The following is a 22478-nucleotide window of genomic DNA, read 5'->3' as shown; positions in this document are numbered from 1 at the left end:
GCCTCGGGCGCGGACGCCGGGGCCGGCGCCGGCGTGGCGACGGGCTCGGGCTCGGGCTCGGACGGCGCGTCGCCGGCGGCGGCACGGGCGGCCTCCTCGTTGCGGCGGGCGGCCTCCTCGGCCTCGCGCTCGAGCTGGCGCTTGCGGTCGGACTCGGCGATCGCGGCCAGTTCGGCCTCGTTGCGCGCCTTCGACTCCTCGAGCTTGCGCAGGGCCTCGGCGCGCTCGTCGGTGACGGGCTCCTCGACCACGTCGCGCTTGACGTAGGTGCGCTTCTGGCGCACCTCGACGGTGACCGTGGACTTGGACTTGCCGGCGCTGACGGTCAGCTCCTCCTGCTTGCGGCGCTGGAGGGTGATCTTCTTCGGCGCGCCGGCTTCGGCGGCCTTTTCATCCTTGCCGTGCGTCCGGCGAAGGAAGCCGAGCAGCTTCATCTTCTCGGTACTGCTGACCACCTGATCCGGCCCGCTGAAGGACATGCCTGCGCCGGCCAGCTGCTCGAGCAGCTTCTCGACGGGCATTCCCAGCACTTTGGCCAGCGAACCTACGGTGACTTCGGACATGTGGCGGTGATTCCTTGGTTTCCTGCGCGCCGGGGCGCGCAATGGTGACACTCGGGGATTGCAGGGTGCGTCGGCCTTACTCGAACCAGTGCGCGCGCGCGGCCATGATCAGCTTCGCGGCCCGCTCCTCGTCGATGTCCTCGATGTCGGTGATCTCGTCGGTGGCCATCTCGGCCAGGTCGTCGCGGCTCACGATGCCGCGCGCGGCCAGGGCGTAGGCCGTGGCCTCGTCCATGCCTTCGAGCGAGAGCAGGTCGTCGGACGGCTTGTGCTCCTCGATCTCCTCCTCGACCTGCAGGGCCTCGGTGAGCAGCGCGTCGCGGGCGCGGGCGCGCAGTTCCTCGACGATGTCCTCGTCGAAGCCCTCGACCGCCAGCAGCTCGCCGGCGGGCACGTAGGCGATTTCCTCGACCGTGCTGAAGCCCTCGGACACCAGGATGCCCGCGATCTCCTCGTCGACCTCCAGCTTGTCCATGAACAGCTGGCGGGCGGCGGCCTGCTCGGCCTCGGACTTGGCGGTGACCTGGTCCTGGGTCATGACGTTGAGCTGCCAGCCGGTCAGGCGGCTGGCGAGGCGCACGTTCTGGCCGCCCTTGCCGATGGCCTGGGCCAGCTTGTCCTCGGCGACCGCGAGGTCCATCGAGCGCTTCTCTTCGTCGACGATGATCGACTGCACCTCGGCCGGCGCCATCGCGTTGATGACGAACTGGGCCGGGTTGTCGGACCACAGCACGATGTCGATGCGCTCGCCGTTGAGCTCGTTGCTCACGGCCTGCACGCGCGAGCCGCGCATGCCGATGCAGGCGCCGATGGGATCGGTGCGGTGGTCGTGGGCCAGCACGGCGATCTTGGCGCGGTCGCCCGGGTCGCGGGCGGCGGCCTTGATCTCGACCAGGCCCTGGCCGACTTCCGGCACCTCGAGTTTGAACAGCTCGATCATGAATTCAGGGGCGGTGCGGCTGATGAACAGCTGCGGGCCGCGGGTCTCGGAGCGCACGTCGAGCAGGTAGCCGCGCACGCGGTCGCCCGGGCGCAGCACGTCGCGCGGGATGGCCTTGTCCTTCGGGATCAGGGCCTCGGCGTTGCCGCCCAGGTCGACGTAGACGTTGCCGCGCTCGACGCGCTTGACGATGCCGTTGACCAGCTCGCCGACGCGGTCCTTCCAGGCATCGACCACCTGGGCGCGCTCGGCCTCGCGCACGCGCTGCACGATCACCTGCTTGGCGGCCTGGGCGGCGATGCGGCCGAACTCGGCGTTCTCGACCTGCTCCTCGACGAAATCGCCGATCTGCGCGTCGGGCTTGTCGTCGACCACGTCCATCAGGCGGATCTGGCGGTCGGGCGACTCCATCACCACGTCGTCGGCCACGACTTCCCAGCGGCGGAAGGTCTCGTAGCTGCCGTCACGGGAGTTGATCGAGACGCGCATGGCGACGTCCTGCTCGTGGTAGCGCTTCTTCGCGGCCGAAGCCAGCGCGGCCTCCATGGCCTCGATGATCACGCCACGCGGTACGCCTTTTTCATTGGCGACCGCTTCCATCACCAGCAACAGTTCCTTGCTCATCTCTTCCAGCTCCGTGAAAGGCGTCGGGCGCCTCAGGGGTTATCGGATTCTTCGTTGGCCTTGCGCTTGCCGCGCGGACCGGTTGGTTTGGGCTGGGCCGCCAGGCCCAGGGCGACCAGGTCGGGGACCAGGCGCGCCTTTTCGATGTTCTCGTGGGCGACAACCATCTCGCGGCCGTCGAAGTCGAGCACGATCCGGTCGCCCTCCACGCGCACGATGCGCGCCTGGAAGCGGCGGCGGCCGTCGACCGGCAGGCGCAGGCCCAGCTTCGCCTGCTCGCCGGTGAAGCGGGCGAACTGGGCAGGCGTGAACAGCGGGCGGTCGATGCCCGGCGAGGACACCTCGAGGGTGTAGGCCGAGGTGATCGGATCCTCGACGTCGAGCACGGCCGAGACCTCGCGGCTCACCGCCTCGCAGTCCTCGATGGCCACGTGCCGGCCGGGGGCGTCGATGTACAGCCGCAGCAGCGCGCTGTTGCCCGTGGGCGCGAACTCCGCGCCCAGCAGCTCCAGGCCCAGGGCCGAGACGGTGGGTTCGAGCAGTTCGCAGATTTCGGTTGCCTTTCCGGTCATCCTTCGCTCCGCGCCTTGTCGTTGTCGCAAATTCCAAAAACAAAAAAGGGCCGTAAGGCCCTTTTCCGGTACATCCAGGTTCCGGCTTCCCCGGGGACGGCCTGGCAGCCGACCCGGGGAAAAAGCCTGAGCGTTGGTTCCCTTCGGATCCGACGCCAGAAACTGGTAGCGGGGGCAGGATTCGGGGCTTATCTGGCCGCCGAGCCCGTCCGCATCCAGCTAGGTCGCGTATGATACGGGCCGGAGAGGCCCACCGCAAGCGCTACCCTTGCTCCCCCGCCAGCTCCCGGGCCGTCCTCTCGGCGCGATCAAGAGTCTCCCTCAGTGCCCGTATGGCCGACAGCACGTCGCCGGCGGCGGCCGGATCACTGGCCAGGTCGGCCATTCGGCTACGCAGGCTGTCGGCCTGACGATCGAGGGTTCGGGTGCAGGCGTAACCGCGCATGAGGCGGTCGCGAAAGGATGAGCTGGCCATGGGCCGAAGGATACTGTGGGGCGGCTCAGAGCCTGAGACAGACCTAGACCGACGACCAGAAGTCCGACCTCGAGATGCCAATCTGGTTGCGGATATCGCGAAGAAGTCCCCGGTGATAGGGGCTGTGATGCTCGTCGAGCGTAACCAGGCGTCGCTTCCCGCCGTACACCCCTTCCCAGTGCTCATGGGAACCGTTCGAGCGGACTTGGGCAAACCCGAGCCTCTTCAGGAGCGCCACCATTTCCTTGTGGCCGACCGGCCGCTCCCTTGTCCCCATGGCTTAACAGGATTGGGGCAAGGACTTTTCGATCCAGCTCTTAGGCGGAACCGGCGCGGACGGCTTCACGCGCATGCCAAGGTGATGCCCGAGCAACGCTACCCAGTAAAAGGCGCGGGTGCCCAATGGTGCGGGACGACGCATCAGCTGCCGACGGAACTCTGCATCATCGATCGAGTTCACGTACTTGCAATAGTCGACGACCTGATCGTGGAGCTTCCGGCGCACCTCCCCGTAGGAGTCGCCCTGCGCAGCCAACGACAGGTCAACACAGTGAGCCACCCAGATCCCGTCGGGCATCTGATAGGCAAAAGCTCGTAGACGCTTACTCATGGCTGGACCTCGAATGGTGTTCGAGGATCACCTCTCCCCTGGCCCCTCCCCTAGAGGCAGGCCAAGAGTAGGCGCCTGCAGGGGAATGTCAAGTGAACGAACGACAGAGGCCGGCAGAAGCGGCCATTGGGCCGACCAGCGGGAGACGACCACCGGGCTACGATTGCCCGGGGTGGGACCCCCCGCTGGCCTATTCATCTTACCTCGCCCCGGAGCTGCGCGGACTCACTTAGGCCTTACTTTTGGTAACGCCCTCTCCGATCGAAAGATGGGTTCTGCCGCTGACACCATCGATGGTCAACGAGCAAAACTGAAGGAAGTTCCGTCCAATTATTCCCTTCACGTGCAGTCCATGAGCTTGGTAGAAAGAAGCCAATCCGGGAGCCCCTGTGCACTCTGCTGGCATTCTAAAGGCAATGCCTTTGCCACCGGCCGTCATGGCCGGCATCAGAATCTCCACCATGTACTTCTTCACGAGAGACTGCCCATGCAGTCCAAACGCAACCTGCTCTCGATGCAGTGGAAGAGAAAGAGCGACTGCCAAGTCTTGATCAATAACAAAGCCATCCGCCCCTGTGTCGATCAGGAGTTGGCATGCAACCCTTTCAGAAGCATCGGCGGCGATTCGGCAAAAAGCTCCATCGATCAGCGGGCCGAACCTCAGTAGCAACTCGGGGTCTTGCTGCGAAGAAACTACACAAGGCCAGACGTCATTCATTGAAACGGCTCCGCTAAGTGAACGCGGATGATCATGCCTCAGATCAACTGCGCCTGCCGATCATCCCAGCTCTTGATGATCAACTCCCCTGCCGCCTGGTCCCGCCCTTCCCGCCCGACCGTGTAGCGGATCTGCAGCGGCACCATGGCAAACCCCTCGAAGACCCGCCGGATGTCGGGGTGGTCGTTGATCGACAGCACCGCCCTGCCCTGCAGGCTGCGCATGAGCTCGGCCATGCGCTCGTACTCGCTGAAGGGGAAGTCGACGCCGTAGCCCTCGGTCTGCCAGTAGGGCGGGTCCAGGTAATGCAGGGTGGCCGGTCGGTCGTATCGCTGCAGGCAGTCGTGCCAAGGCAGGTTTTCGACGATCACGTTGGCCAGGCGAACGTGGACGGCGCTGAGCTCCTCCTCGATCCGCAGCAGGTTCAGCCGCGGCCCGGAGCCGCTGGCCACGTAGCCGAAGTTCTGGCCGGAGACCTTGCCACCGAAGGCCAGCTTCTGCAGGTAGTAGAAACGGGCGGCCCGCTGGATGTCGGTGAGGGTGTCAGGGTGCTCGAGCTGCGCCCACTCGAACATCTGGCGCGAGACGAGGGACCACCGGAACTGGCGCACGAACTCGTCCAGATGGTGCCTCACGCAGCGGTACAGGCGCACCAGGTCGCCGTTGATGTCGTTCAGCACCTCCACCGGCGCCGGCGCCGGCCGAAGCAGCAGCGCGGCCGCGCCGCCGGCGAAGGCCTCGACGTAGCACTCGTGGGCCGGGAAGTGGGGATAGAGGTGCTTGAGCAGCCGACGCTTTCCGCCGGGCCAGGGGATGATGGGGTTTGGCATGTCTCAACCTTTGCGATCCAGATCGGGGAGCCTCGCCCTGCCTCCCGGGAGGCGGCAGGGCCCTGGCTGGGATCACGCGGTTGAGCGCGTGCGTTTCGGTGGCCGCGTCGGCGTTGCAGCGCCGACGCGGCCGCCCTGTTCTATGGAGTGGCGTAGAACCTCGAGATGGTGTCACCTGCGAATCTTTCGCCCGCAACCGCCATCACCGGAGCCCACGTGGCCCAAAATTGGCCCACGGTCACGCCGTCATCGGGTCAAACCCGGCGGGCGCCGCAATACTGAAAGTGGCGGGGTCGAACCGCATTTCCACCGTGACCGAAGTTGTGCCAGAGCCCCAGGGGCACGCCGCGGCGTACAAGGTCCCCGAAAGATTGCTCCAAATCGGATTGGTGTCGGTTTCCGGGTCCCCCTGAATCCAGCTACCGTTTTGCCTAATCCATAGCTTCCCGTTCGGCTCGTCCACGGCAAATCCGAACACGTCGCCGCTGGCGCTGGTGCGAGCGATGGCGGTGGCACCGTTATGCCTGGCGCCGGTGTTTCGCCCCCAAAAGGCCCAGCCGTTCGGGTTTGCATACCCGAGGGATGCGGTCAGTGAGTGTGCGGAGGTTGCGACCCCAGCAGCCACAACCGCAACACCCGTATTGATGGTGATCATAACCGCTTCAAAATATCGCTTGCCACTTATGGCCTGAACGCTCCGTGCGACGCCGGAGCTGTTCACGCCGCCAGTGGCGATTAGATTGCCACCGGAAAGCGTGATGCTCGCCGACTTGTCGGAAGGGTTCAGGGTGGCGTAGGTGGCGCCCCCGCCGCCAGCGGCGCGTGGCGTGGCCCCGCCCAGTATGCCCAGCGGAATCACGGCGCCGCCTCCAGGTTGCCCTCGAGGTCCCAGGTGTCGGCGCCGCGCTTGATGAGCGTGGCCTTCGCCCGCTGTTTGCGCAGCTTCAGGGTTTCCGGCGTGCGGATGGTCACGCCGGTGTCGGCCACAATGGTGGTCTGCCCGGCGCCGTCCTGGCTCAGGTCAATGCGCGTGCCCAGCGGGAAGGCCACCGAGCTGTTCGGCGGCACCGTCACGGTGTTCGCCGTGGCGTTGTCCATCGCCACCAGCTTGAAGGCGTCCGCCAGCACCAGGGTGTAGCTGGTGCCGGTCTGCACGTTCTCGGGCGAGCGCAGCGCGTAGGCGCGCAGCAGCGCGAGGGTCACCTTGCGGCTTCGGGTGCCGGCGGCTTCGCCGGGCTGCTCGAGCTCGGCCAGGTCGGCGTCGGTCAGCGCGGCGGCATCGGGGAGGCCAGAAATTTTGGTGTCAGCCATGGCGTTCAGTCCGTAGTGCGGCGGTCGCCGCTGTCGGTAATTCGGGTGTCTCCGGCGTCGGTCACGCGAACGTCAGCCGGCGCGGTCAGGTAGGCGAACTCGGCCGCGGCCACCTGCCAGCTGGCGAGGCCGTCGCGCACCGCCTCCACCTCCACGCGCGCCACGCCGTTGCCGCTCAGGGTGTAGGGCGTGGCGCTGGTGCCGGTGATGCCGGTTTCGGTTTCGTCCAGCACTCCGTCCAGATAGAAGCGGACGGTGTAGGTTGTTCCGGCCTCCGGGCCGATGCTGGAGGCTCCCTCGTCGATAAGCTGGTCAGCCTGCAGCAGGCGATCGCGATGCGCCCAGGTCACGACCAGCTCGCCCACTGCGGATTCGGGGTAAGGGACTGCAGTGGCCAGATCGTCCGTGATGCGAAGCAGCCCCGGCGCGTAGGGCCTCGCCGCCCGCTCGTCCAGTTCGAGCAGGAGCGTCGGCGCCAGCGACTCGTCGAGTAGCTGGCTGGCGGTGCGGGTCCTCAACTTCGCTGACACCTCTTCACCACCGGCATACTCACGGCGGTCCGTTGCGGACCAGGCATCGTAGAACCAGATTCGATCGCCGGCAGCATGCGGCAAGGGCGGGGTATCCGCGCATCCTCGCCCGAGGGTGACGGTGCCCGCGCCGACATCGATCGCATCCACCCGGCAGATCTCATCGCCCCAGAGCGCAGCCGACCCTACCTGCACCAGGTCAAGGTTCTCGGCCTCGTCGAGTGTGAACTCCGTGTCGGCGGGACCCTGCCCTGCTTCTTCCACGACAAGCGCGGTGGGGCACCAGTCACCGGATCCCTGGTCAGCCAGGATTTCGCCAGATGCCGCCGTGTAGAGCGTGAAGTTGACGCCGGCCGATGGTCTGCTGGCCATGGCCAGCACAAAGCCTGCGTCGCCCGCCAGTGCGGACAGCTCTGCAGCCGGCAGAGTCCCAGCGAGCTCGACATAGGGGGCCTCGATCAGCCGCTGATGGGGCGGAACAGCCGGCACCTGCGAAGGCGCCGTGTCCACGCCTGGCTCCGGGCTAACGTAGACCGTCGCCGGCATCTGCGAGACGTCCTGGATCGCCACCAGCCGCATCGAGCCCGAGCGGGGCGCCCCTGCATCGATCTCGCCCACTTCGCACACCATGTCGGCAATGCCACGCCGCGGCGCCTGCAGGCGAAAGTAGTCCCCGGCTCTCCAAGCGTATGGGACACGGTTGGTCGTGAGTCGAAATCGCTTGAGCGGCGTCGACTTTTGCCCCAAGTCGCGAGCACCCACTCGCAGCGCCAGGTCCTCCGTCGGGATCTCTGGATAGGACAGGCTTTCTGCCACGACGCCGCCCAGCGCCTGGATCGCGCCAAGCGCCTGTATGGGGGCTGTAGTGCGCTTCTGCTTCTTGACCGGATCGAACCACTCGATGGTGACCTGGTTGACCGCCTCGAGCGGATCGCTCGGCTCCTCTTCGTATTCGAGGATGTCGTCATCGGCCAGGATCGGGAGAGAATCAAGGTCGTGCACACCCCGGCGCGGCAGCAGGTAGTACTTCCCATCGACGCGGCTCCTGCTCAAGGTTGCGCCGACAATGCTGCAGATTCGCTGGCTGAATTCTTCTGGCGTTTGCGTAGCCGGATTGAACTTCGCACACAGACCGAACCCCTCGGAGTGGAATAGGTCTGCCGCCGCCGAAAAGCTGACCTCGTCGACCGATCCGGTGGGCTCGCCCTGCATTTCCTGGGCAGTGAGGGCGTCGTACACGATGTGCGCCGGATTCATCCCGAATGACTCGGTTGAAGGAGTAACCGACGCCACCGCATCGACCGTCACGGACACACTGTCACCACCGGAAATGGCTGTCACAGGGACAACAAAAACGGTCAGCCGGGGACCTGGCGGCGTGGGCTCGCTCAGCACCACGACCCCGCTCGCCTCGTCTTCAAAGCTAATCGGAGAAATCAGGTCCTCGCGGCCAGCCGTCGTAAGCACACCATCAAGTACTGCCTGATCACTCGAATCTAGGCCCCCGACCCAGCCAGAGTCCCAGACAACCACGCCTTCATGCTTCAGCTGCGCCCTACGGAGCAGCCGCGCATCCGATGCCACCACGCTGGGGCGAAGTGAAGCCGTGAAAGTGTTCGGCAACGAGAGGGTCGGAGTTGCTCCGGTGGTGAACGTGTAGAGGCCTGGCACCACACCTGCAGCCACGCTCCAGGTGTACAACGTCTCGCCGCCGGTGGACGGATCACCTGACAAGTAGATGTCCGCCTTCTCGGGATACCAGCAGACATCGCCATCCCACCCCTCGAAGATCCGCCGCACCTTGAAAGACGCCGGCTTCGGATACGGGTTGAACGCCCCATACCGCCCCTCGAACGCCACCGTCGCCTTGCCGCGATAGGCGCTCTGCTGGTCGCCGAGGATCCCGGCCAAGCGGGCGCTGGGCATCTGGTCGGCGGCGCCGAGCATCACGTCGAGCTCGCCCTCGATGCCGCCCTCGGCCTTCTCGCCGCCCCACAGCTCGCGTGCGTTGATGGCCAGGGTGCCGCCGGTGGCCACGCCGGACCAGGCGGCGCGCTCGCCGCCGCGGAACTCGAGCAGCGCGTCGATCGGACCGCGGCACAGGCCGAAGTGCAGCAGCAGCCGGTACCAGTAGCCGATGGTCGGCTTGCTCTTACCGCCCATTGGCCACCTCCCGGCGGGCATGCGCCACCAGCGCCAGCGCCAGGCCGTCGCCCGTCGCCTCGAGCGCCTCGGCGTCGATGCCGTTTCGCACGAAGTCGCGCCAGTCCAGGCCGTGCCGCTGGAACCACACGCGGCTCTGCGAGAGGCAGAAGCCCGGCTTCGGGCTGAACCCCGGCACGCTGCGCAGATGGGCCACGGTCACCTTCACTTCTTGCCTCCCTTGGCCTTGATCGGGGTCTGCCCCAGCTGTTTGAACCCGAGCACGTACGGGTCGTCGATCCACACCTCGCCGTAGATCCGCTCGATCCCCTTGCCGTCCTCGGCCACCGGGATGTTCGCCTTCGCCACCTCGGGCTCTTTCGGCTTCGGACGCAGCGCGTAGCTGATGAGCGCCGAGACGATCATCGCCACCAGCTGCCAGACGAAGTTCACCCAGGCCAGCGACACCCCGAGGCCGTCGACCTCGAGCGGGCGCGATGTGTCCATGGCCACGAAGGTCACCGAGGCGGAGATCAGCAGCACCGCCGCCAGCAGCGCGAACGCCCGCGAAAGGCGCTCGCGCGGCGGCAGGAGCAGCAGCCGGGCCAGATGCAGGCGGGCCACCTGCAGGTACCAGCGCAGGCGCGGGCGGCGGGCCTTGATGGGGGCGCGGGCGGTCATACCGGGTTTCCGTCGAAGGGCGTGCGCACCGGGCTGTAGACCGCGCCGCCGTAGTTCGGCCCGTTCTCGAAGTAGTCCCGGCAGTCGGCGAAGTTGTGCTTGCAGCCCGGGTAGGCCGTGAGCTCGAGATCCTCGGCCAGGTCGAGCGCGCCGTAGTTCAGGATGATCAGGTCGCCGTCGTGGGCCATGATGCTGCGCATCTCGGGCTCGCCGTCGGCGCGCGTCCACTCCACGAAGCCGCCGGCGAGGCGGCCGCTGGGCAGCGTGGCGAAGGCCGCGGCGCGGATGTTGGCGCCGGCGACGTCGGTGAGCGTGGCCGGCAGCGCGTGCGCCGCCTTGCTGACGTTGCACATGCCCACGCCCTGGGAGTAGAGCGGCAGCGGGCAGCCCAGCTGCCAGCGCAGCGGCAGGCCGCGGGCGCGGGCGTTGGTGCGCGCCGGCTCGCAGGCCAGCACCAGCTGGGTGTCGGTGAAGCGCGGGCCCACCACCCGGCCGCTCCACTCCACCGCCACCTCATTCGAGCCCCAGTGCTTGGCCAGCCACGACACGCCCACGATGGTGCTGGGCGGGTACGGGCGCCACCAGGCGGCGCAGGGCGCGTCCACGGGCAGGGTCAGGGTGACCACGCTCTTCTGGCGCTCCACGCTGTCGCGGATGGCGCTGCGGGTCACCGCCAGCGGCAGGTAGGTGTCGGCGCCGACGGTCACCTCGCGGTCGGCTGTGGTGTAGAGCTCGAGCAGGTTGCCGCGGCTGAGGCGGAGGAGGCCGATGGGCCGGCCCGCGTACCGGCTGCGCTCGAGGAGATCAAACCCCATCGTCGAGCACTCCCTTGAACCGCAGCTCCGTCTCCACGACGTCGTGGCGCCAGTACCGCAGCAGATTCACGTCGGTGTCCTGCCTGGCCAGCATAAGGAAGGAAACCTGCAGGACATCCTCTGAGGCGGCGTCGACGCCATGCGCAGCATCCAGGCTCAGGCGCTCCCCGGCGCCGTGAGCGGCCGCGGCGGTCACCCGGCGATAGAGCACGGCCCCGTTGCGCAGCTCGATCCGGATGTCCCTGCGGTTCGCCTGCAGCGGCCACTCGGAGAGGCCTGTCCAGGCGACATCCAGCAGCGTGCTGGCGCTGGCCAGCGCTGCCGTCACGCGCAGATCGTTCGCCCACGTCGGCACCCAGGCCATACCCCATCGGCCGGCCAGCGCGTAAAGCAGGGACCGGAAGGCTGCAATCTCCGGCAGGCCGATCAGCACGTAGGGAGCGGTCCAGTCCGGCAGGGCGATACCGACCGTGTCGTAAACGGTGACCGGGCCGGAGCCGGCGTCCACACGATTGAGCTGGCGTTCTGGCGTCCAGCTCGGGTCGCCCATGCCCGAGGGCCGATGCTCGATCACCGGCAGGCTGCGGTACTCGGCCGCGCCGGGGTCCTCGGGCCAGTCGACAGGCTCATCGCTGTGGAAGGCCACGCGAACAGGGGCGTCGTCGCCGGTAAACCGACTCAGCGAAGGCATGGCCTCGAACCGGGCGCGCACCAGCGGAACCACCAGCGTGCCGGCCGGCCAGCTGCTGGCCGGGCCCTCGGCGAGCTCGAGCGAGCCGTCGGATAAGGACACGACCTCGCCCACGTCGAAAGTCCGATGGTCGGCCCCCAGGAGCAGAACCCAGCGCCCCACAGCGAAACGCCTCAGGGTGGTATCGACCGCCAGCGTGTTGCCCGGGCTACCCGCCATCCAGTCGCTGGTCAGCGGCGAGGCGTCGGGCCAGAGCGGCGCCAGCCAGCCGTCGGCACCATTGGCGATCAGCAGCGTCTCCATGGCCCGCCGGCTGTCGCCGCTTTCGACCGTGTCGAACGAAATCACCATACGCGGTGCCTCGCGCAGGCGCCGATGCTGCTCGGGCCCGGTGTGCGCTGGCAACACGTCGGTCAGCCACTCCAGGCGCTCGCTGGTCGCGCCGCCGGCCGAGAAGGTCCAGGGAACGGCGTCAGGCACCGGAACCTCCCGTGAGGCCCGCCCAGTTGTTCCGTACGTGGGTCAGCACGACCTCTTCGCCGGCGGCGCCGGCGAGCGCATCGGCGACGGCGCGATCGCCGATGGCAACGATCGGCGTCGTCACCCGGCCAGGCGCGCCCTGCCCGTCGCGGTAGCGGGCGTTCTCAGCCCGGCTGAGCACCCGCTCGCCTTCCTGCAGGATCGCCGGCATCTCCCCCGCCGCGAGATCCACGCCCTCGTGGAAGCGGGGCGCATTGCCCCACAGGGACTCGAAGGTCGCCTGAGGGATCATGCGTTTGGTGCCCTGCCCCGCCATGCCGCCGCCGTGGTTCACCCCCACCGGCACCGAGCCGCCACCGCCGAAAGCGCGTGTGATCATTCGCACCGCGTAGAGCGCCCATTCCTGGGCGATCATCTCGGCGATGCCCTGGACGAAGCTCAGCACGGCATCCCGGAACGCGTCTTTGAACGACTTGGCGCCGGTGGCCAAGTCGGTGAAGAACCCGCGCAGCGCCTCGAAGCCGCTGTCCTGGGCGGCGCGCTTGAACTTCTTTTGGGACTCCTCCAACTGGAGGATGGCGGTATCGAGCTCGCGGATCTGCGCGAGCGTGGCCGGGCTCGGCGCCTGGTTGTACGCCTCCCACGCCTGCTGGCGCAGCTCCCGCAGCTGGGCCAGGGACTCCTCGCGCAGGCGCTGCAGCTCCTTCTCAACCTCGAACGGCGACTTGGCGCCGAGGTCGGCCTGGTTGTTCAGGAACTCGGTCTCGGAGCGGATGTGCGCCAGCGCGTCCGACACCTTGCTGGCCAGGGCCTCCGCCCGCTGGTTGGCCAACTCGGCGTTGAACACCCGGTCGAGCAGCTGCACGCCGAGATCATTGCCCTCGCGCAGGAGCCGCTCCCGGAGCTCGGCGAACTGCTGGCTCAGGCGGATCGCGGCTGCCGCCTCGGTGTTCCCCTCCAGCTCCAGCATGCGGATGCCGAGGTTCTGGAGCTCGTTGGCCAGCTCGCGCTCGGCCGCGGCCTGCTCCCGGGCAATGCGCGGGCCGATCTCGGCGCGATCGCGCTGGAGCTTGATGATGTTGGTCAGGGCCTTGCCCTGGGCCTCGACCGAGGTTGCGGCCTGCAGGTCCGCGTGGGCCGCCTGCAGGGCCAGGTCGATGGACTGGCGCTCCAGCTCGGCCTTCTTGGTGAAGAAGTCCCGCATGCTGATCTCGCCGTCTTCGTACGCCTGTTCCAGCGCCCGCATGGCGCGCTGGGTGGCGTCCTGAAGCAGCTCGAGCTGGTCGACCGCTGCGCGGGGCGGGCCGTCGTTGCCCGTTCCGGTGCCATCGCCGCCGTCGCCGCCGGCACCGGCCGCACCCTCCGCGGCCCGGCGCGCCGCGACGGCGGCGTCCGCGAGGGCGTACATGTTCTGGTCGATCTGGGCGATGTTCCCCGCGGTCTCCGCGTTGATGCGCGCCAGCGTCTCGGCGAGGGTTTCGGTTTCCTCGTTCACCGGCCGCAGGTTGGTGGCCCACTGGCGCGCCTTGGCGATAGCACCGCTGCCGGCACCGAAGATGTCCACCTGCTCAGCCGCGTTGGCCCAGCCCTCGAGGAACCCGGCCAGCTGGCGACGCATCAGGTCGACCGTGGCACTGAAGCCACTGGCGATGAACGCCCAGGCCACCTTCGCGCCGTTCTTGATCTTTTCCCAGCCGACGAGCAGGCCGTGCACCAGCGCGATGCCGGCGAGCTCCACCTCGATGAACTGGTTCTTGAGGTAGGTCCCGATTTCCCATCCCACGAAAGCCGCGAAAGCCACGCCAGCCGCGGCCTTCAGCCTCGAAGCCCACGTCACTGCCGTTTTGATCCCAAGGGTCTGGGCAAGACTCGTCGCGATGACCTGCTGCTTGTACAGGGCCAGAGCGGCGGTCGCTGCGGCGATGGTCGCGGGCGCGACCTTGAACACCAGAAAGTATGCGACAGCCACCTTCGTAGCTGTGATCATCGTACTGACGATCAGCGGCAGGTTCTCCGCGATCGCACGCAGGAAGCTGATGATGCCTTGTGCGGCGGTGTTGGCCTCGTTCGAGTCCTGGATAAAGCGCAGCACCGCGTTTGAAAGCTGCGAGAAGGCGCCGGCGATGGTCTGCGGGATGTTCTTCGCCTCATCCGCGAGCCGATCCTGCTGCGTCAGGATCGCGTTCACCAGCAGCTCCGGCGTCAGCTGGCCTTCCTTGGCCAGCTTCCGCAGGTCCTCCGCCCCCTTGATCCCAAGCTCCCGCAGACCGTCCTGGATTGCCTGCGCCAGCCGCGGCGTCTGCTCGAGCACCGAGTTCAGCTCTTCACCGCGCAGCTGACCGGACGCCAGGCCTTGGCCGAGCTGCACGATGGCCGCGTTCAGACCCTCCTCTGACGCGAACGAAAGGCGGCCGGCCTGCAGGATGGCCTCCGTCAGGTCGGACTGCTGCTGCCCGCCGAGGCCCAGGCGCTGCGTCGACCGGCTCAGGCGCGCGTACAGGTCCACCGTGGTGGCCAGCGACACCTGGTTCCGCTGTGCGATCGCGAAGGTGTCGCGCTGGGCCTTGTTGAATCCCTGCTGGTCCTTGGTGGCCAGCTTCAACCGGCCACGCAGAAGATTTGCTTCGTCGGCGAGACGAGCGAACGTCTGCACCCCCTGCAGCGAGGCGTAGCTCGCCACAATCCCCACCACCTGGGCACGCACCGCCTTGAGCCCGGCGACGAAACGGTTGTTGTCCGCGCTCAGCGCCTCGCGGGCGCCGCGTTTGACGCCCTCCAGATCCTTGCGAAGGGCGAGCAGGCCGTTCTTGATGTCGGCCAGGTCGGCGCTGATGCGGACGCGGAGGTTGGTTTGCGGGGTGGCCATGTCAGCGCCTCAGGGCTCGGAGGTAGGACTCGAACTGGTTCTTCTCGTACTTGCTTGCCACGCGCACATCCATCAGTGCCTCGGCCCGATCTCGGTTTCTGGCCCTCACGGCAGCCTCGGTGAAGAGACGAAGCTGCCGTAGGGTGTAGCGGCGGATGTCCTCGAGGCGGTGCCCGCGGCTGATCAGGAGCTGGATGGCGTCGGCCCATCCCCACTGGCCGGCGGGCTCTTTCGGCCCGCGCCCAGGAGCGGCGCGAGCCTCTGGACGAAAAAATCCCGATTGACCTCGAAGACTGCCGTCGCCAGCACCACGAACTCGTCGAGATTGCCCTTGGCGACCCACCCGGGCTCCCTGCCCACGCAGATGGCCACGCCCTCGTACAGCTCCTCGCCATGCGAGCCGACCAGGTCCATCACCAGGTCGAGAAAGCCCAGCTCATTCGTGTCCGGCAACGAGTCCATCGCCAGCACTACGTTCACGGCGCCCCGGCACTTGCGCACCAGCTGCGGCACCTGGCCGATCTCCAGCGGCCGCACCTCGATGGCCTCGCCGCGGTACTGGACGCTGGAGCCCGCGGGCTCCAGCACTTCGAGTTCATCGGACATGGCCGATCAGTCCTCCATCTCGATCGTGGCGTACTGGCTGATGCCCACGCCCGTCTTCCCCGTGTCGGCCAGGAGCGCGCCGTTGACCTCGCCGGCGCCGTAGTCCTCGCCGAGGGCCGCGAACGCCTGCAACACGCCGCCGGAGACCTTGTGGCAGGTGATGCGGGTGCGCTTGCCGGACTGGGCTTCGTTCAGGCCCATGAACACGATCTCGTACTGCTTGTTCGGGTTGACCAGCGCCTGGACCTTCTTCTGGGCCGCGTAGGTGTAGGTGACCTCGATGTTCGCCGCGCCGGCGACCGGGTTCGTGATGGCGCTGTCGCTCGGGACATACAGCTGTCCGTCCCGCAGCTCGTAGTCGTCTCCCGCGGCGAACGCGGTGCCGCCGCCGGCCGGCACCACCGAGGTGATGGCCGTGGCGATCTTGGCGAGGGGCGCGTAGCCGCCCTTGTAGGCCACCACTTCCTCGCCAGTCGCCGTGCCGGCCGTGACCGTTTCGATGGCGGCACGCAAGGCGCGGGCGAAGTTCTCGGCGGCGAAGTCGTGGAAGGTGTAGGCGATGTCCACGCCGGTGACGCGGCGCACCTGGTTGCGCAGGCCGCCTCCGGGCTTCGTGAAGTCCTGCTGCTGGAGCACGTTCTCCTGCGGCGAGAGGGTCAGGGCCGAGCAGTTGCCCACCTCCACGAGCGGGGCGGCGGCGCCCTTTTCGCGGATCAGGATGTTGCCGGAGCCGATGTAGCTTTTATCTTCCATGGTGGTGTCCTCGGGGTGGTGGGTTAACGCAGCACGTGCGCGGAGTAGATGACCGTCAGGCCAAGCCACTTCACGCCGGGCTCGGGCTCGATCGGGCTTGCGGAGACGAACGTGGGCAAGGCGCGGCCAGCGCCGAAGCGGGTTGCCTGGCCGTCGATCGCCCGGGTGATGTCGTCCAACAGGTCATGAAGCCGTGCCTGATCATCGGTGCTGTCGACGGCGATCTTTCCGACGATCACGATGCTTGCCTTGCGATGGGTACGCGCCAGCCCGGGCTGGTCCGGCGGCTCCAGACGGCCGAGTGCCAGGCCGATCACCGCGGACTCTGACTCGGGAACCCGCGACGGCTCGCGCGTGACCGCAAGTCCCGCATCGGTGCGGAACCCGTTGGCCACCGTGATGCGCTGCAGGCAGGCCTCGACGTCACCGAGCAGCTGCCAGGTGGTGGGCTCAGTCATGGGTCACCACCCAGCGCGAGATCGACTGGTCGCGCGACTCAGGGATGTCGAGGGTGTAGGTCGTTCCGTCGACGAGCACCGTGGCGCCACGCACCGGGTTCGGGATCTGCCGCAGGAGCAGGCTCACCAACGTGCGGCGACCGACCACCGTGGCGAGGTCCTCACCGAACTCGGCGATGCCCTCGTCGACCATCACCTCGCAGGCGACGGCGTCTCCGCCGGGTGGCGTGTAGATGGCATCGTCGGCCAGGCCGGCGCCCTTGAAGGCGGCGACCAAGGCGTCGTCCATGTCACGCAAGGCGTCGCGCTGGCTCATCGCCGGAACTCCCGCGCCCAGGCGGACGCCACGGCCGAGTAGAGGGATCGTTCGAAGTTCTCGGGGAACCGGCGATCGAAGAGCCGCTGGGCCAGATTGAAGATGCGGTAACGCGGGCGGTAGCTGACGCCGCTCACGAAGCGGAGCACGCTGCGCACGGCGCTTCCCAGGCGGCCCAGCCGGATGCGCTGGTAGACGCCGGCCGCCAGGCGGCCTCGGCGCTGCTTGAGCGCGAAGAACTGCGTCGTGTAACCCGTCTTGCGCCCCTCGCGCCGATTGCGCCGGCCGCGGCTGGCGGCGGACTCGTTGGCCGTCGCGTCGCCCTGGGCGCTGATCTGGGAAAGGATGCGATTGACCTGGCCGAGCGAAATGTTGCCATAAGCGTCGAGCTGAGCACCGGCACCCGGCACGACGAAGTGACCGGCAGGCAGCAGGCCTGCAGCGACGAGCTTGCGCTCCTTGCCGGTCTGGCGGCGCGTGCCGCCCATGACCTGCGCCTGCAGGTACTTCGCCGGGGGCGTGCCCTTGAAGGCCTCGTCGCGCAGAAAGACCTCCGCCGTCAGTCGTTCGCGCGTCGCCTTTCGGTACAGCACGGCCCGCTGGGTGAGCGGCGTCGGCCGATCGAACACCCGGGTCATGACTTCGGCCCATTCCTGACGGGTCTGGAAGGCGGTGTCGTTGAGCGCCCGCTGCATCGCGAACGGCAGCTGCTTGCGCTCGAGGTCGGTGAGCTGCCGGCCGAGCACGTTGCCAGGGTCCACTGCGATGGAGAGCAACTGGCTCACTCGCCTTTACCCTCCCCCTCGGGCTCCACGACCGTGCCCTGCTTGGCCGCGATCGCCTCGAGCTTGGCGTTGCAGCGCTGGAGCGCCGCCTTGCGCTCGGCGGCCACATGCGGACACATCGAGAGCGGGCCCTCGGCGATGAACTCGGGGCCGGTGAGCACGCTGTCGACCGGCACGTAGACGTAGCGGATCACCACCTGGGTGACCGGGCGCACGGCGCCCTCCGCGCCCGGCAGGCGGGTGGACGGGGTCGAAGCGCAGCCGGCCAGCAGCCCGACGATCAGTAGCCAGACAAGGCGGGACATTGGGCCTCCAGGTTGGCGAGGGCCCGGGCGCAATCCGGGCGCTTGGATTCGACGGCGAACTGCTCGACGAACCGTTTAAGGGTGCGATCGGCGTCGCGGGCCTCGGCCTGCGCCCGCGCGATGGCCGCGCGGGCCTGGGCGTCGAGCTCGCGGGCGTCGCGCTGGGCGCGCTCGAGCTCGGCCTGCAGCGTCTCGACGGTGCGGCCCCACTCGCGGTTGGCCGTGGCCAACTCCGTGGCCCGCAGCTCGAACGCATCCCGCGACGTGGTCAGGCTCGCAGCCGCGGCCTGTGCCGTGTCCCGCTCCCCCTGCGCTGCGGTGACAGCAGCCGACAGCACCAGGTGCTGCAGCGCCAGGGCGCCGAGCAGCACCACGATGGCGCCCAGCAGCCAGGGCGCGGCCTTGGCGGTGATAAGCTTCCCGATCACGACGCCGACTCCACGACCCGCGCCTCGTCCTCGCGCCGGTTCTGCAGGCCGGGGATGTGCGGCCACAGCCGCTTCATGGCGCGGATCTCGGCAGCGTTGCAGCGGACGTCGCCGGCGGGCGCGCAGACGTCGCGGATGGCCCGCTTCTCGCGGTTGCGGTCGCCGCGCATCGACCAGCCGCGGTTGTAGCCGAGGCTGGTGTTGCCCGCCTGCGCGTTCAGGGTAAGCCGGTGCCAGCCCTCGCCCAGGGCGCGCTCAGCGGCCAGCTGGTAGGCCGGCAGCGTGGAGCTCAGGAAAACCCGCTCGGCGTAGGCGTAGTCGATGCGGATGTCGCGGTGCTGGGCGACGAAGGCGTTGCACGCGGCCTCGCCGACGATGCCGGACGCAGCGGCCAGGCGCTCGACGTCGGGGTGCTCGTGCCACTCGGCGCGGATTGCCGCCGGGGTTTGGTGGCCGAAGTCATAGCCGACGCCGCCGGTCGGGCCGCTGGCGCCGGGCGGGCAGATCAGGCCCTGGTAGAGCCGCGTGTAGCGCGCCGGGCTGCCGATCTCCCAGCGGATGATCAGGTCCGCCGCCACCGGGGCCCCGCCCCACGTCCATTCACGGGGCCCCGGCGACGGGGAGAGCACTTCCTGGCTCATCGCCTGCACGGCCAGCGTCGCCGGCACCAGCGCTTCGGCAGCGCGCAGCTGGGCGGTCTCGGCGGCCGGGGTGACGACGGCCGTCACCTCGGCCTGCGCGTCGGCCACCACCGGCGCAATCGCGGCCTGCAGGGAGCCGGACGCGTCCGGGCCGCCGCAGCCGGCGATTACCAGTGCGGAAAGAAGAACAGCGACCAGATGACGAGAAAGCCGAGCCATGCGCGGATCTCCTGGGACAGGGTTTGGTGGGCGGCGTGGTCGCCGGCGGCGGCGCGCCGGATAAGCTCGGCGCGGTAGTCGTTATCGAGGTTCATGCCGGTGGCGCGCATCGTCAGCGACGTGGCGGCGCCGGCGGCGATCGCGTAGCAGGTGATGACCGGCAGCTCGGCCAGCCAGGCCACCAGGTCACCGGTCATGCGCATGCCCGGCAGGGCGCCCAGCACGATCCAGCCCAGCAGGGTCAGCACGACCATCAGCGGCAGCCAGAAGGCGAAGGCCTTGAAGTGGGTGGTCATCGGTTGCGCCCCTCTCGCTCGAGCGCCTGCAGGCGCTGTTCGTGGTTCACCAGCTGGCCGGAGTTCGCGTTCACCTGCCGGATCACCACCTCATCGAGCCGCGTGGTGAGCACGCGGAACTCGGTCTTGAGCTCGCTGATCGCCTGGCCCTGGGCCTCCTGCCCGCTCCGGATGTCCTTGAGCGTGTCGCTGACGAAGAACGCGACCACGCCGAACAGGATCGGCATCACGAAGCGGTTGAGCAGCTTCGCGAACGTCGACTCGGCCGCGGCCTCCAGGCGGTGGCCCTTGGTGTCGTCGGTGTCGTCGCGGCGGCGGTGGGTGTGCATGTCGTCTTGCACCATCGGCTCCGGGTTCGGGGGCGGCTCCGGGTCGATCCGGAGCCGCCACGAGGGCGAAGTCCTCCAGGGGTCAGGCGACCGCGGAGTTGCCCGGGGTCAGCTTGATCGTGCAGGTCGTCTGGCCGTCGGCGCCGGCCGCCCAGGCCACCGCGCCGCCGGTCACGTCGCCGGTGGCGGGCGCCGCCGCGCTGTCGTCGAAGGCGCCGAGACCGCCGTTGGCGCTCACGTCGAAGACCAGCTTCTCGCCCTGGGCGAACACCGCGCCGCTGACCTTCGGGACGCCGCTGAAGACGCCCTCGACCGCCACGCTGCCGGTCTCGCCGATGGCCAGGGCCACCAACGCCACGCCGATCAGGTTGCCCACCTTGACCACTTGGCCCGAGGCAACCGCGCTGCCCGTGCCGTTGGTCCACTGGATGACGTTGCCATCCGATTCGTAGTTCCGTGCCATGTTGCTTCTCCTGGGAAAGGGGTCGGGGTTGGCCGGAGGCCGAAGCCTCCGGCCGGTCGATCAGCCGTTGCGCACGGCGCCGCGGTAGTCGATGGCGGCGATGCCGAAGTCCAGGCGGACCTTCCAGCGGGCGCCGTCGACGCTGAAGCCCTCTTCCATGTCCAGGAAGGGCTCGTCCTGGCCGTCCAGGAACGCCACCTCGATCACCGGGGCGTCGGCCGGGTCGGCGAACAGGTACCACTTCGAGTCGGCGATGCGCGGCGAGTCGACCACGTCGCGGAACAGGCCACGCACCTTGTTCGGCTTGTGCAGCTTGTTGGCCGTGTCCGGGTCGTACTCGGCCGAGTTGATGACGCGGGCGGTGCCGCCGTACGACAGCGGGCCGAGCCAGATGGCCGGGCGCAGGTCGAGGAAGTCGTTGTTGCCCACGCCCTTCTGGGCCGCCAGCTTCACGCGGGCCGCATCGACCGTCTCCACGGTGGGCGCGCCCGCCGACTCGAGGTTGCCGTGGTCGTTCGAGAACAGCGCGAAGCCGTCGCCCATCACCGGGTTCGAGGCCAGGTAGGCATAGACGTCGGCCTCGACCGTCCGCTTGGCGGCACGCGCCAGCATTGCAGCCAGGCCGATGAACGCGCCCAGGTCGTCGTTGATGATCGCCTGGCGCGACAGGTTGATGATGTTGCCCTTGGTGCCGGCGGTGATGCTGGCCTTCTCGCCGTCCGGGATCGCCTTGTTCTTGAACTCGCCGAGCTCGTTGAGCGCGTCGAGGTTGCCCAGGCTGCCCGTGCGGTAGCGCGGGTGGGCGCGGAAGTCGCTGACGCTGCCGCGGGCGCAGAAGCGCGACCAGGTGTCCGGCGCGATCGCGTAGGCCGCCTGCAGGGTGCGGTGCATGGCGTTCTCGAGCAGCACGGGGAAGTCGCTGCCGGACTGGGTGAACGCGCGGCCCACCAGGTCGAGCTTGTTCAGGCCGGCCGTGCGCACGCCCAGGCGCTCGAGCGAGAAGCGAGCCATCTCCAGCAGGGTCATGCCGCGGTAGGGGTTGTCGTTGGCGGCGCGCACGCGCTCACGCGTGGACGGGTCCACCACCATGCCGCGGGCGAGGATCACGTCCGCCGCGGCGGCACGCATCTTGTCGGCCTCGTCCACGACGGTGTCGACGCGGTTGAGGTTGCCGCCGGCGGCCTGGTCGCGCGTGGCCAGCTGGTCGAGGATCTGGGCGCGCACCTGGTCAACCGAGAGGTCGCCGCGGATCCACGCCGGGGCGTTGTCGTCCATGCCGTGGCGGCGGGCGAGCTCGTTGATCTGGGCGGCGCGCTCGTTCGCGTCGGCGACGGCATTGGCCGGCGCGGCCGCCGGTGCGACCGGGGTCGGGTTGTCGTTGGCCGGCGCCGCATCCGCGGCACGGGCGGCATTGGCCGGGGTGGAAGCGGGGTTCGGCATGTCGATCTCCTGGGTGTTGGTCGGTGCGGAAGCACGGGTGAACACGCAGGGGAAGCCCTGCGCGGCATCGGGGGACTGGCGGGTGCTGCTGCCGGCGTCGGCCGGCACGGTGACGAAGCTGATCTCGCTGGGCTGCCACTCGACCGCGCGGTAGGTCGGGACCTCGCCTTCCTTGCGATCGACCAGGTAGCGCTGCACGGTGTAGCCGACGGAGATGTTGCGGATGATTCCGTCGACGATGTCCTTGACCAGGCCAGCGATCTCGTCGCGCGCGGACAGGCGCAGCACCGCACGGCCCTCGCCGTTCTCGATCCAGGCGCGCTCGACCACGCCGATCTGGCCATTCAGGCCCCAGCGGTTGTGGCTGTCGAGCACCGCCGCGTTGCCGGAGGCGAGACGGGACAGGTCGCAGGCGCCCTCGTCGAGCGAGAGCTCCTCGTTGTAGTACTCGTCGTTCCACCAGTCGTAGCGGCGCACGGACGCGCCAGTGGTCCAGACCACCTCGATGGTCCGGGCCTCGGCGTCGAACGTGTTGGGCATCAGCCGCGCCTGGCGCAGCTGCGTGGGCATCAATCGGGTGACGTCGGGCAT

General features: G+C 68.4%; 27 protein-coding genes. All 27 read right to left on the bottom strand.

The genetic code is table 11. The features are described 5' to 3' along the window. The coding region (locus tag C6N40_RS06645; protein ID WP_205208559.1) for a translation initiation factor IF-2 associated domain-containing protein at nucleotides 1–563 on the bottom strand (563 nt) is incomplete at its 3' end. A 76-nt stretch (nucleotides 564–639) separates the two neighbouring features. Beyond that, a complete protein-coding gene (gene nusA, locus C6N40_RS06640) occupies nucleotides 640–2127 on the bottom strand; it encodes a transcription termination factor NusA (protein WP_106990223.1) in 1488 nt (495 codons plus the stop codon). A gap of 32 nt (nucleotides 2128–2159) precedes the next feature. Continuing rightward, nucleotides 2160–2699, bottom strand: coding sequence for a ribosome maturation factor RimP (rimP, locus tag C6N40_RS06635; RefSeq protein WP_106990222.1), 540 nt, complete (start codon nucleotides 2697–2699; stop codon nucleotides 2160–2162). 518 nt (nucleotides 2700–3217) lie between these two features. Beyond that, nucleotides 3218–3415, bottom strand: a complete 198-nt coding sequence (locus C6N40_RS14630) for a type II toxin-antitoxin system HicA family toxin (protein ID WP_162782119.1) — start codon at nucleotides 3413–3415, stop codon at nucleotides 3218–3220. Between the two features lie 39 nt (nucleotides 3416–3454). Further along, complete coding sequence (locus tag C6N40_RS06620) at nucleotides 3455–3784, bottom strand: hypothetical protein (RefSeq protein ID WP_162782118.1); 330 nt, start codon at nucleotides 3782–3784, stop codon at nucleotides 3455–3457. A 229-nt stretch (nucleotides 3785–4013) separates the two neighbouring features. Further along, entirely contained in the window at nucleotides 4014–4502 is a 489-nt protein-coding gene (locus C6N40_RS14025; protein WP_162782117.1) for a hypothetical protein, read from the bottom strand. Nucleotides 4503–4540: 38 nt separating this feature from the next. Continuing rightward, nucleotides 4541–5332, bottom strand: coding sequence for a DNA adenine methylase (locus C6N40_RS06615; protein WP_106990218.1), 792 nt, complete (start codon nucleotides 5330–5332; stop codon nucleotides 4541–4543). Nucleotides 5333–5570: 238 nt separating this feature from the next. Further along, the gene (locus C6N40_RS14020; protein WP_162782116.1) at nucleotides 5571–6191 is read right to left on the bottom strand and encodes an SPRY domain-containing protein; all 621 of its coding nucleotides are present in this window, start codon (nucleotides 6189–6191) and stop codon (nucleotides 5571–5573) included. Continuing rightward, entirely contained in the window at nucleotides 6188–6643 is a 456-nt protein-coding gene (locus C6N40_RS06610) for a hypothetical protein (RefSeq protein WP_106990217.1), read from the bottom strand. Before C6N40_RS06610 ends, C6N40_RS14020 begins: the two co-directional genes overlap by 4 nt. 5 nt (nucleotides 6644–6648) lie before the next feature. Next, a complete protein-coding gene (locus C6N40_RS06605) occupies nucleotides 6649–9336 on the bottom strand; it encodes a phage tail protein (protein ID WP_106990216.1) in 2688 nt (895 codons plus the stop codon). Next, on the bottom strand, nucleotides 9326–9538 hold the full coding sequence (locus C6N40_RS06600) for a hypothetical protein (RefSeq protein ID WP_343125495.1): 213 nt from the start codon (nucleotides 9536–9538) through the stop codon (nucleotides 9326–9328). Before C6N40_RS06600 ends, C6N40_RS06605 begins: the two co-directional genes overlap by 11 nt. A 2-nt stretch (nucleotides 9539–9540) precedes the next feature. Next, nucleotides 9541–9996: a hypothetical protein gene (locus tag C6N40_RS14435; RefSeq protein WP_240183466.1), complete on the bottom strand. Its 456-nt coding sequence runs from the start codon at nucleotides 9994–9996 to the stop codon at nucleotides 9541–9543. Then, nucleotides 9993–10811: a phage BR0599 family protein gene (locus C6N40_RS06590; protein ID WP_106990214.1), complete on the bottom strand. Its 819-nt coding sequence runs from the start codon at nucleotides 10809–10811 to the stop codon at nucleotides 9993–9995. The genes C6N40_RS14435 and C6N40_RS06590 overlap by 4 nt, the downstream gene beginning before the upstream one ends. Continuing rightward, the gene (locus C6N40_RS06585) at nucleotides 10801–11982 is read right to left on the bottom strand and encodes a hypothetical protein (protein WP_106990213.1); all 1182 of its coding nucleotides are present in this window, start codon (nucleotides 11980–11982) and stop codon (nucleotides 10801–10803) included. The genes C6N40_RS06590 and C6N40_RS06585 overlap by 11 nt, the downstream gene beginning before the upstream one ends. Continuing rightward, complete coding sequence (locus C6N40_RS06580) at nucleotides 11975–14848, bottom strand: tape measure protein (RefSeq protein ID WP_106990212.1); 2874 nt, start codon at nucleotides 14846–14848, stop codon at nucleotides 11975–11977. Before C6N40_RS06580 ends, C6N40_RS06585 begins: the two co-directional genes overlap by 8 nt. A 183-nt stretch (nucleotides 14849–15031) precedes the next feature. Next, nucleotides 15032–15454, bottom strand: coding sequence for a hypothetical protein (locus C6N40_RS06575; RefSeq protein WP_106990211.1), 423 nt, complete (start codon nucleotides 15452–15454; stop codon nucleotides 15032–15034). Between the two features lie 6 nt (nucleotides 15455–15460). Continuing rightward, complete coding sequence (locus tag C6N40_RS06570; RefSeq protein WP_106990210.1) at nucleotides 15461–16207, bottom strand: phage tail tube protein; 747 nt, start codon at nucleotides 16205–16207, stop codon at nucleotides 15461–15463. Between the two features lie 23 nt (nucleotides 16208–16230). Continuing rightward, entirely contained in the window at nucleotides 16231–16665 is a 435-nt protein-coding gene (locus C6N40_RS06565; RefSeq protein WP_106990209.1) for a hypothetical protein, read from the bottom strand. Continuing rightward, nucleotides 16658–16981 (bottom strand): head-tail joining protein, encoded by a 324-nt coding sequence (locus C6N40_RS06560; protein WP_162782115.1) that lies wholly within the window; start codon nucleotides 16979–16981, stop codon nucleotides 16658–16660. The genes C6N40_RS06565 and C6N40_RS06560 overlap by 8 nt, the downstream gene beginning before the upstream one ends. Next, nucleotides 16978–17766, bottom strand: coding sequence for a hypothetical protein (locus tag C6N40_RS06555; RefSeq protein WP_106990207.1), 789 nt, complete (start codon nucleotides 17764–17766; stop codon nucleotides 16978–16980). Before C6N40_RS06555 ends, C6N40_RS06560 begins: the two co-directional genes overlap by 4 nt. Continuing rightward, nucleotides 17763–18071: a flagellar basal body L-ring protein FlgH gene (locus C6N40_RS06550; RefSeq protein WP_106990206.1), complete on the bottom strand. Its 309-nt coding sequence runs from the start codon at nucleotides 18069–18071 to the stop codon at nucleotides 17763–17765. The genes C6N40_RS06555 and C6N40_RS06550 overlap by 4 nt, the downstream gene beginning before the upstream one ends. Next, the gene (locus tag C6N40_RS06545) at nucleotides 18047–18499 is read right to left on the bottom strand and encodes a hypothetical protein (protein WP_106990205.1); all 453 of its coding nucleotides are present in this window, start codon (nucleotides 18497–18499) and stop codon (nucleotides 18047–18049) included. Before C6N40_RS06545 ends, C6N40_RS06550 begins: the two co-directional genes overlap by 25 nt. After that, nucleotides 18496–19359: a lysozyme family protein gene (locus C6N40_RS06540; protein WP_162782114.1), complete on the bottom strand. Its 864-nt coding sequence runs from the start codon at nucleotides 19357–19359 to the stop codon at nucleotides 18496–18498. Before C6N40_RS06540 ends, C6N40_RS06545 begins: the two co-directional genes overlap by 4 nt. Next, on the bottom strand, nucleotides 19308–19655 hold the full coding sequence (locus tag C6N40_RS06535; protein WP_106990203.1) for a hypothetical protein: 348 nt from the start codon (nucleotides 19653–19655) through the stop codon (nucleotides 19308–19310). The genes C6N40_RS06540 and C6N40_RS06535 overlap by 52 nt, the downstream gene beginning before the upstream one ends. Then, nucleotides 19652–19999, bottom strand: coding sequence for a hypothetical protein (locus C6N40_RS06530; protein ID WP_106990202.1), 348 nt, complete (start codon nucleotides 19997–19999; stop codon nucleotides 19652–19654). The genes C6N40_RS06535 and C6N40_RS06530 overlap by 4 nt, the downstream gene beginning before the upstream one ends. 67 nt (nucleotides 20000–20066) lie before the next feature. Continuing rightward, the gene (locus C6N40_RS06525) at nucleotides 20067–20447 is read right to left on the bottom strand and encodes a DUF2190 family protein (RefSeq protein ID WP_106990201.1); all 381 of its coding nucleotides are present in this window, start codon (nucleotides 20445–20447) and stop codon (nucleotides 20067–20069) included. A gap of 60 nt (nucleotides 20448–20507) precedes the next feature. Further along, nucleotides 20508–22478: a prohead protease/major capsid protein fusion protein gene (locus C6N40_RS06520; RefSeq protein ID WP_162782113.1), complete on the bottom strand. Its 1971-nt coding sequence runs from the start codon at nucleotides 22476–22478 to the stop codon at nucleotides 20508–20510.

Source organism: Arenimonas caeni (assembly GCF_003024235.1).
GTDB lineage: Bacteria > Pseudomonadota > Gammaproteobacteria > Xanthomonadales > Xanthomonadaceae > Arenimonas > Arenimonas caeni.
Note: the sequence above shows the minus strand (reverse complement) of the source record. Positions and strands in the feature narration are given on the sequence as shown.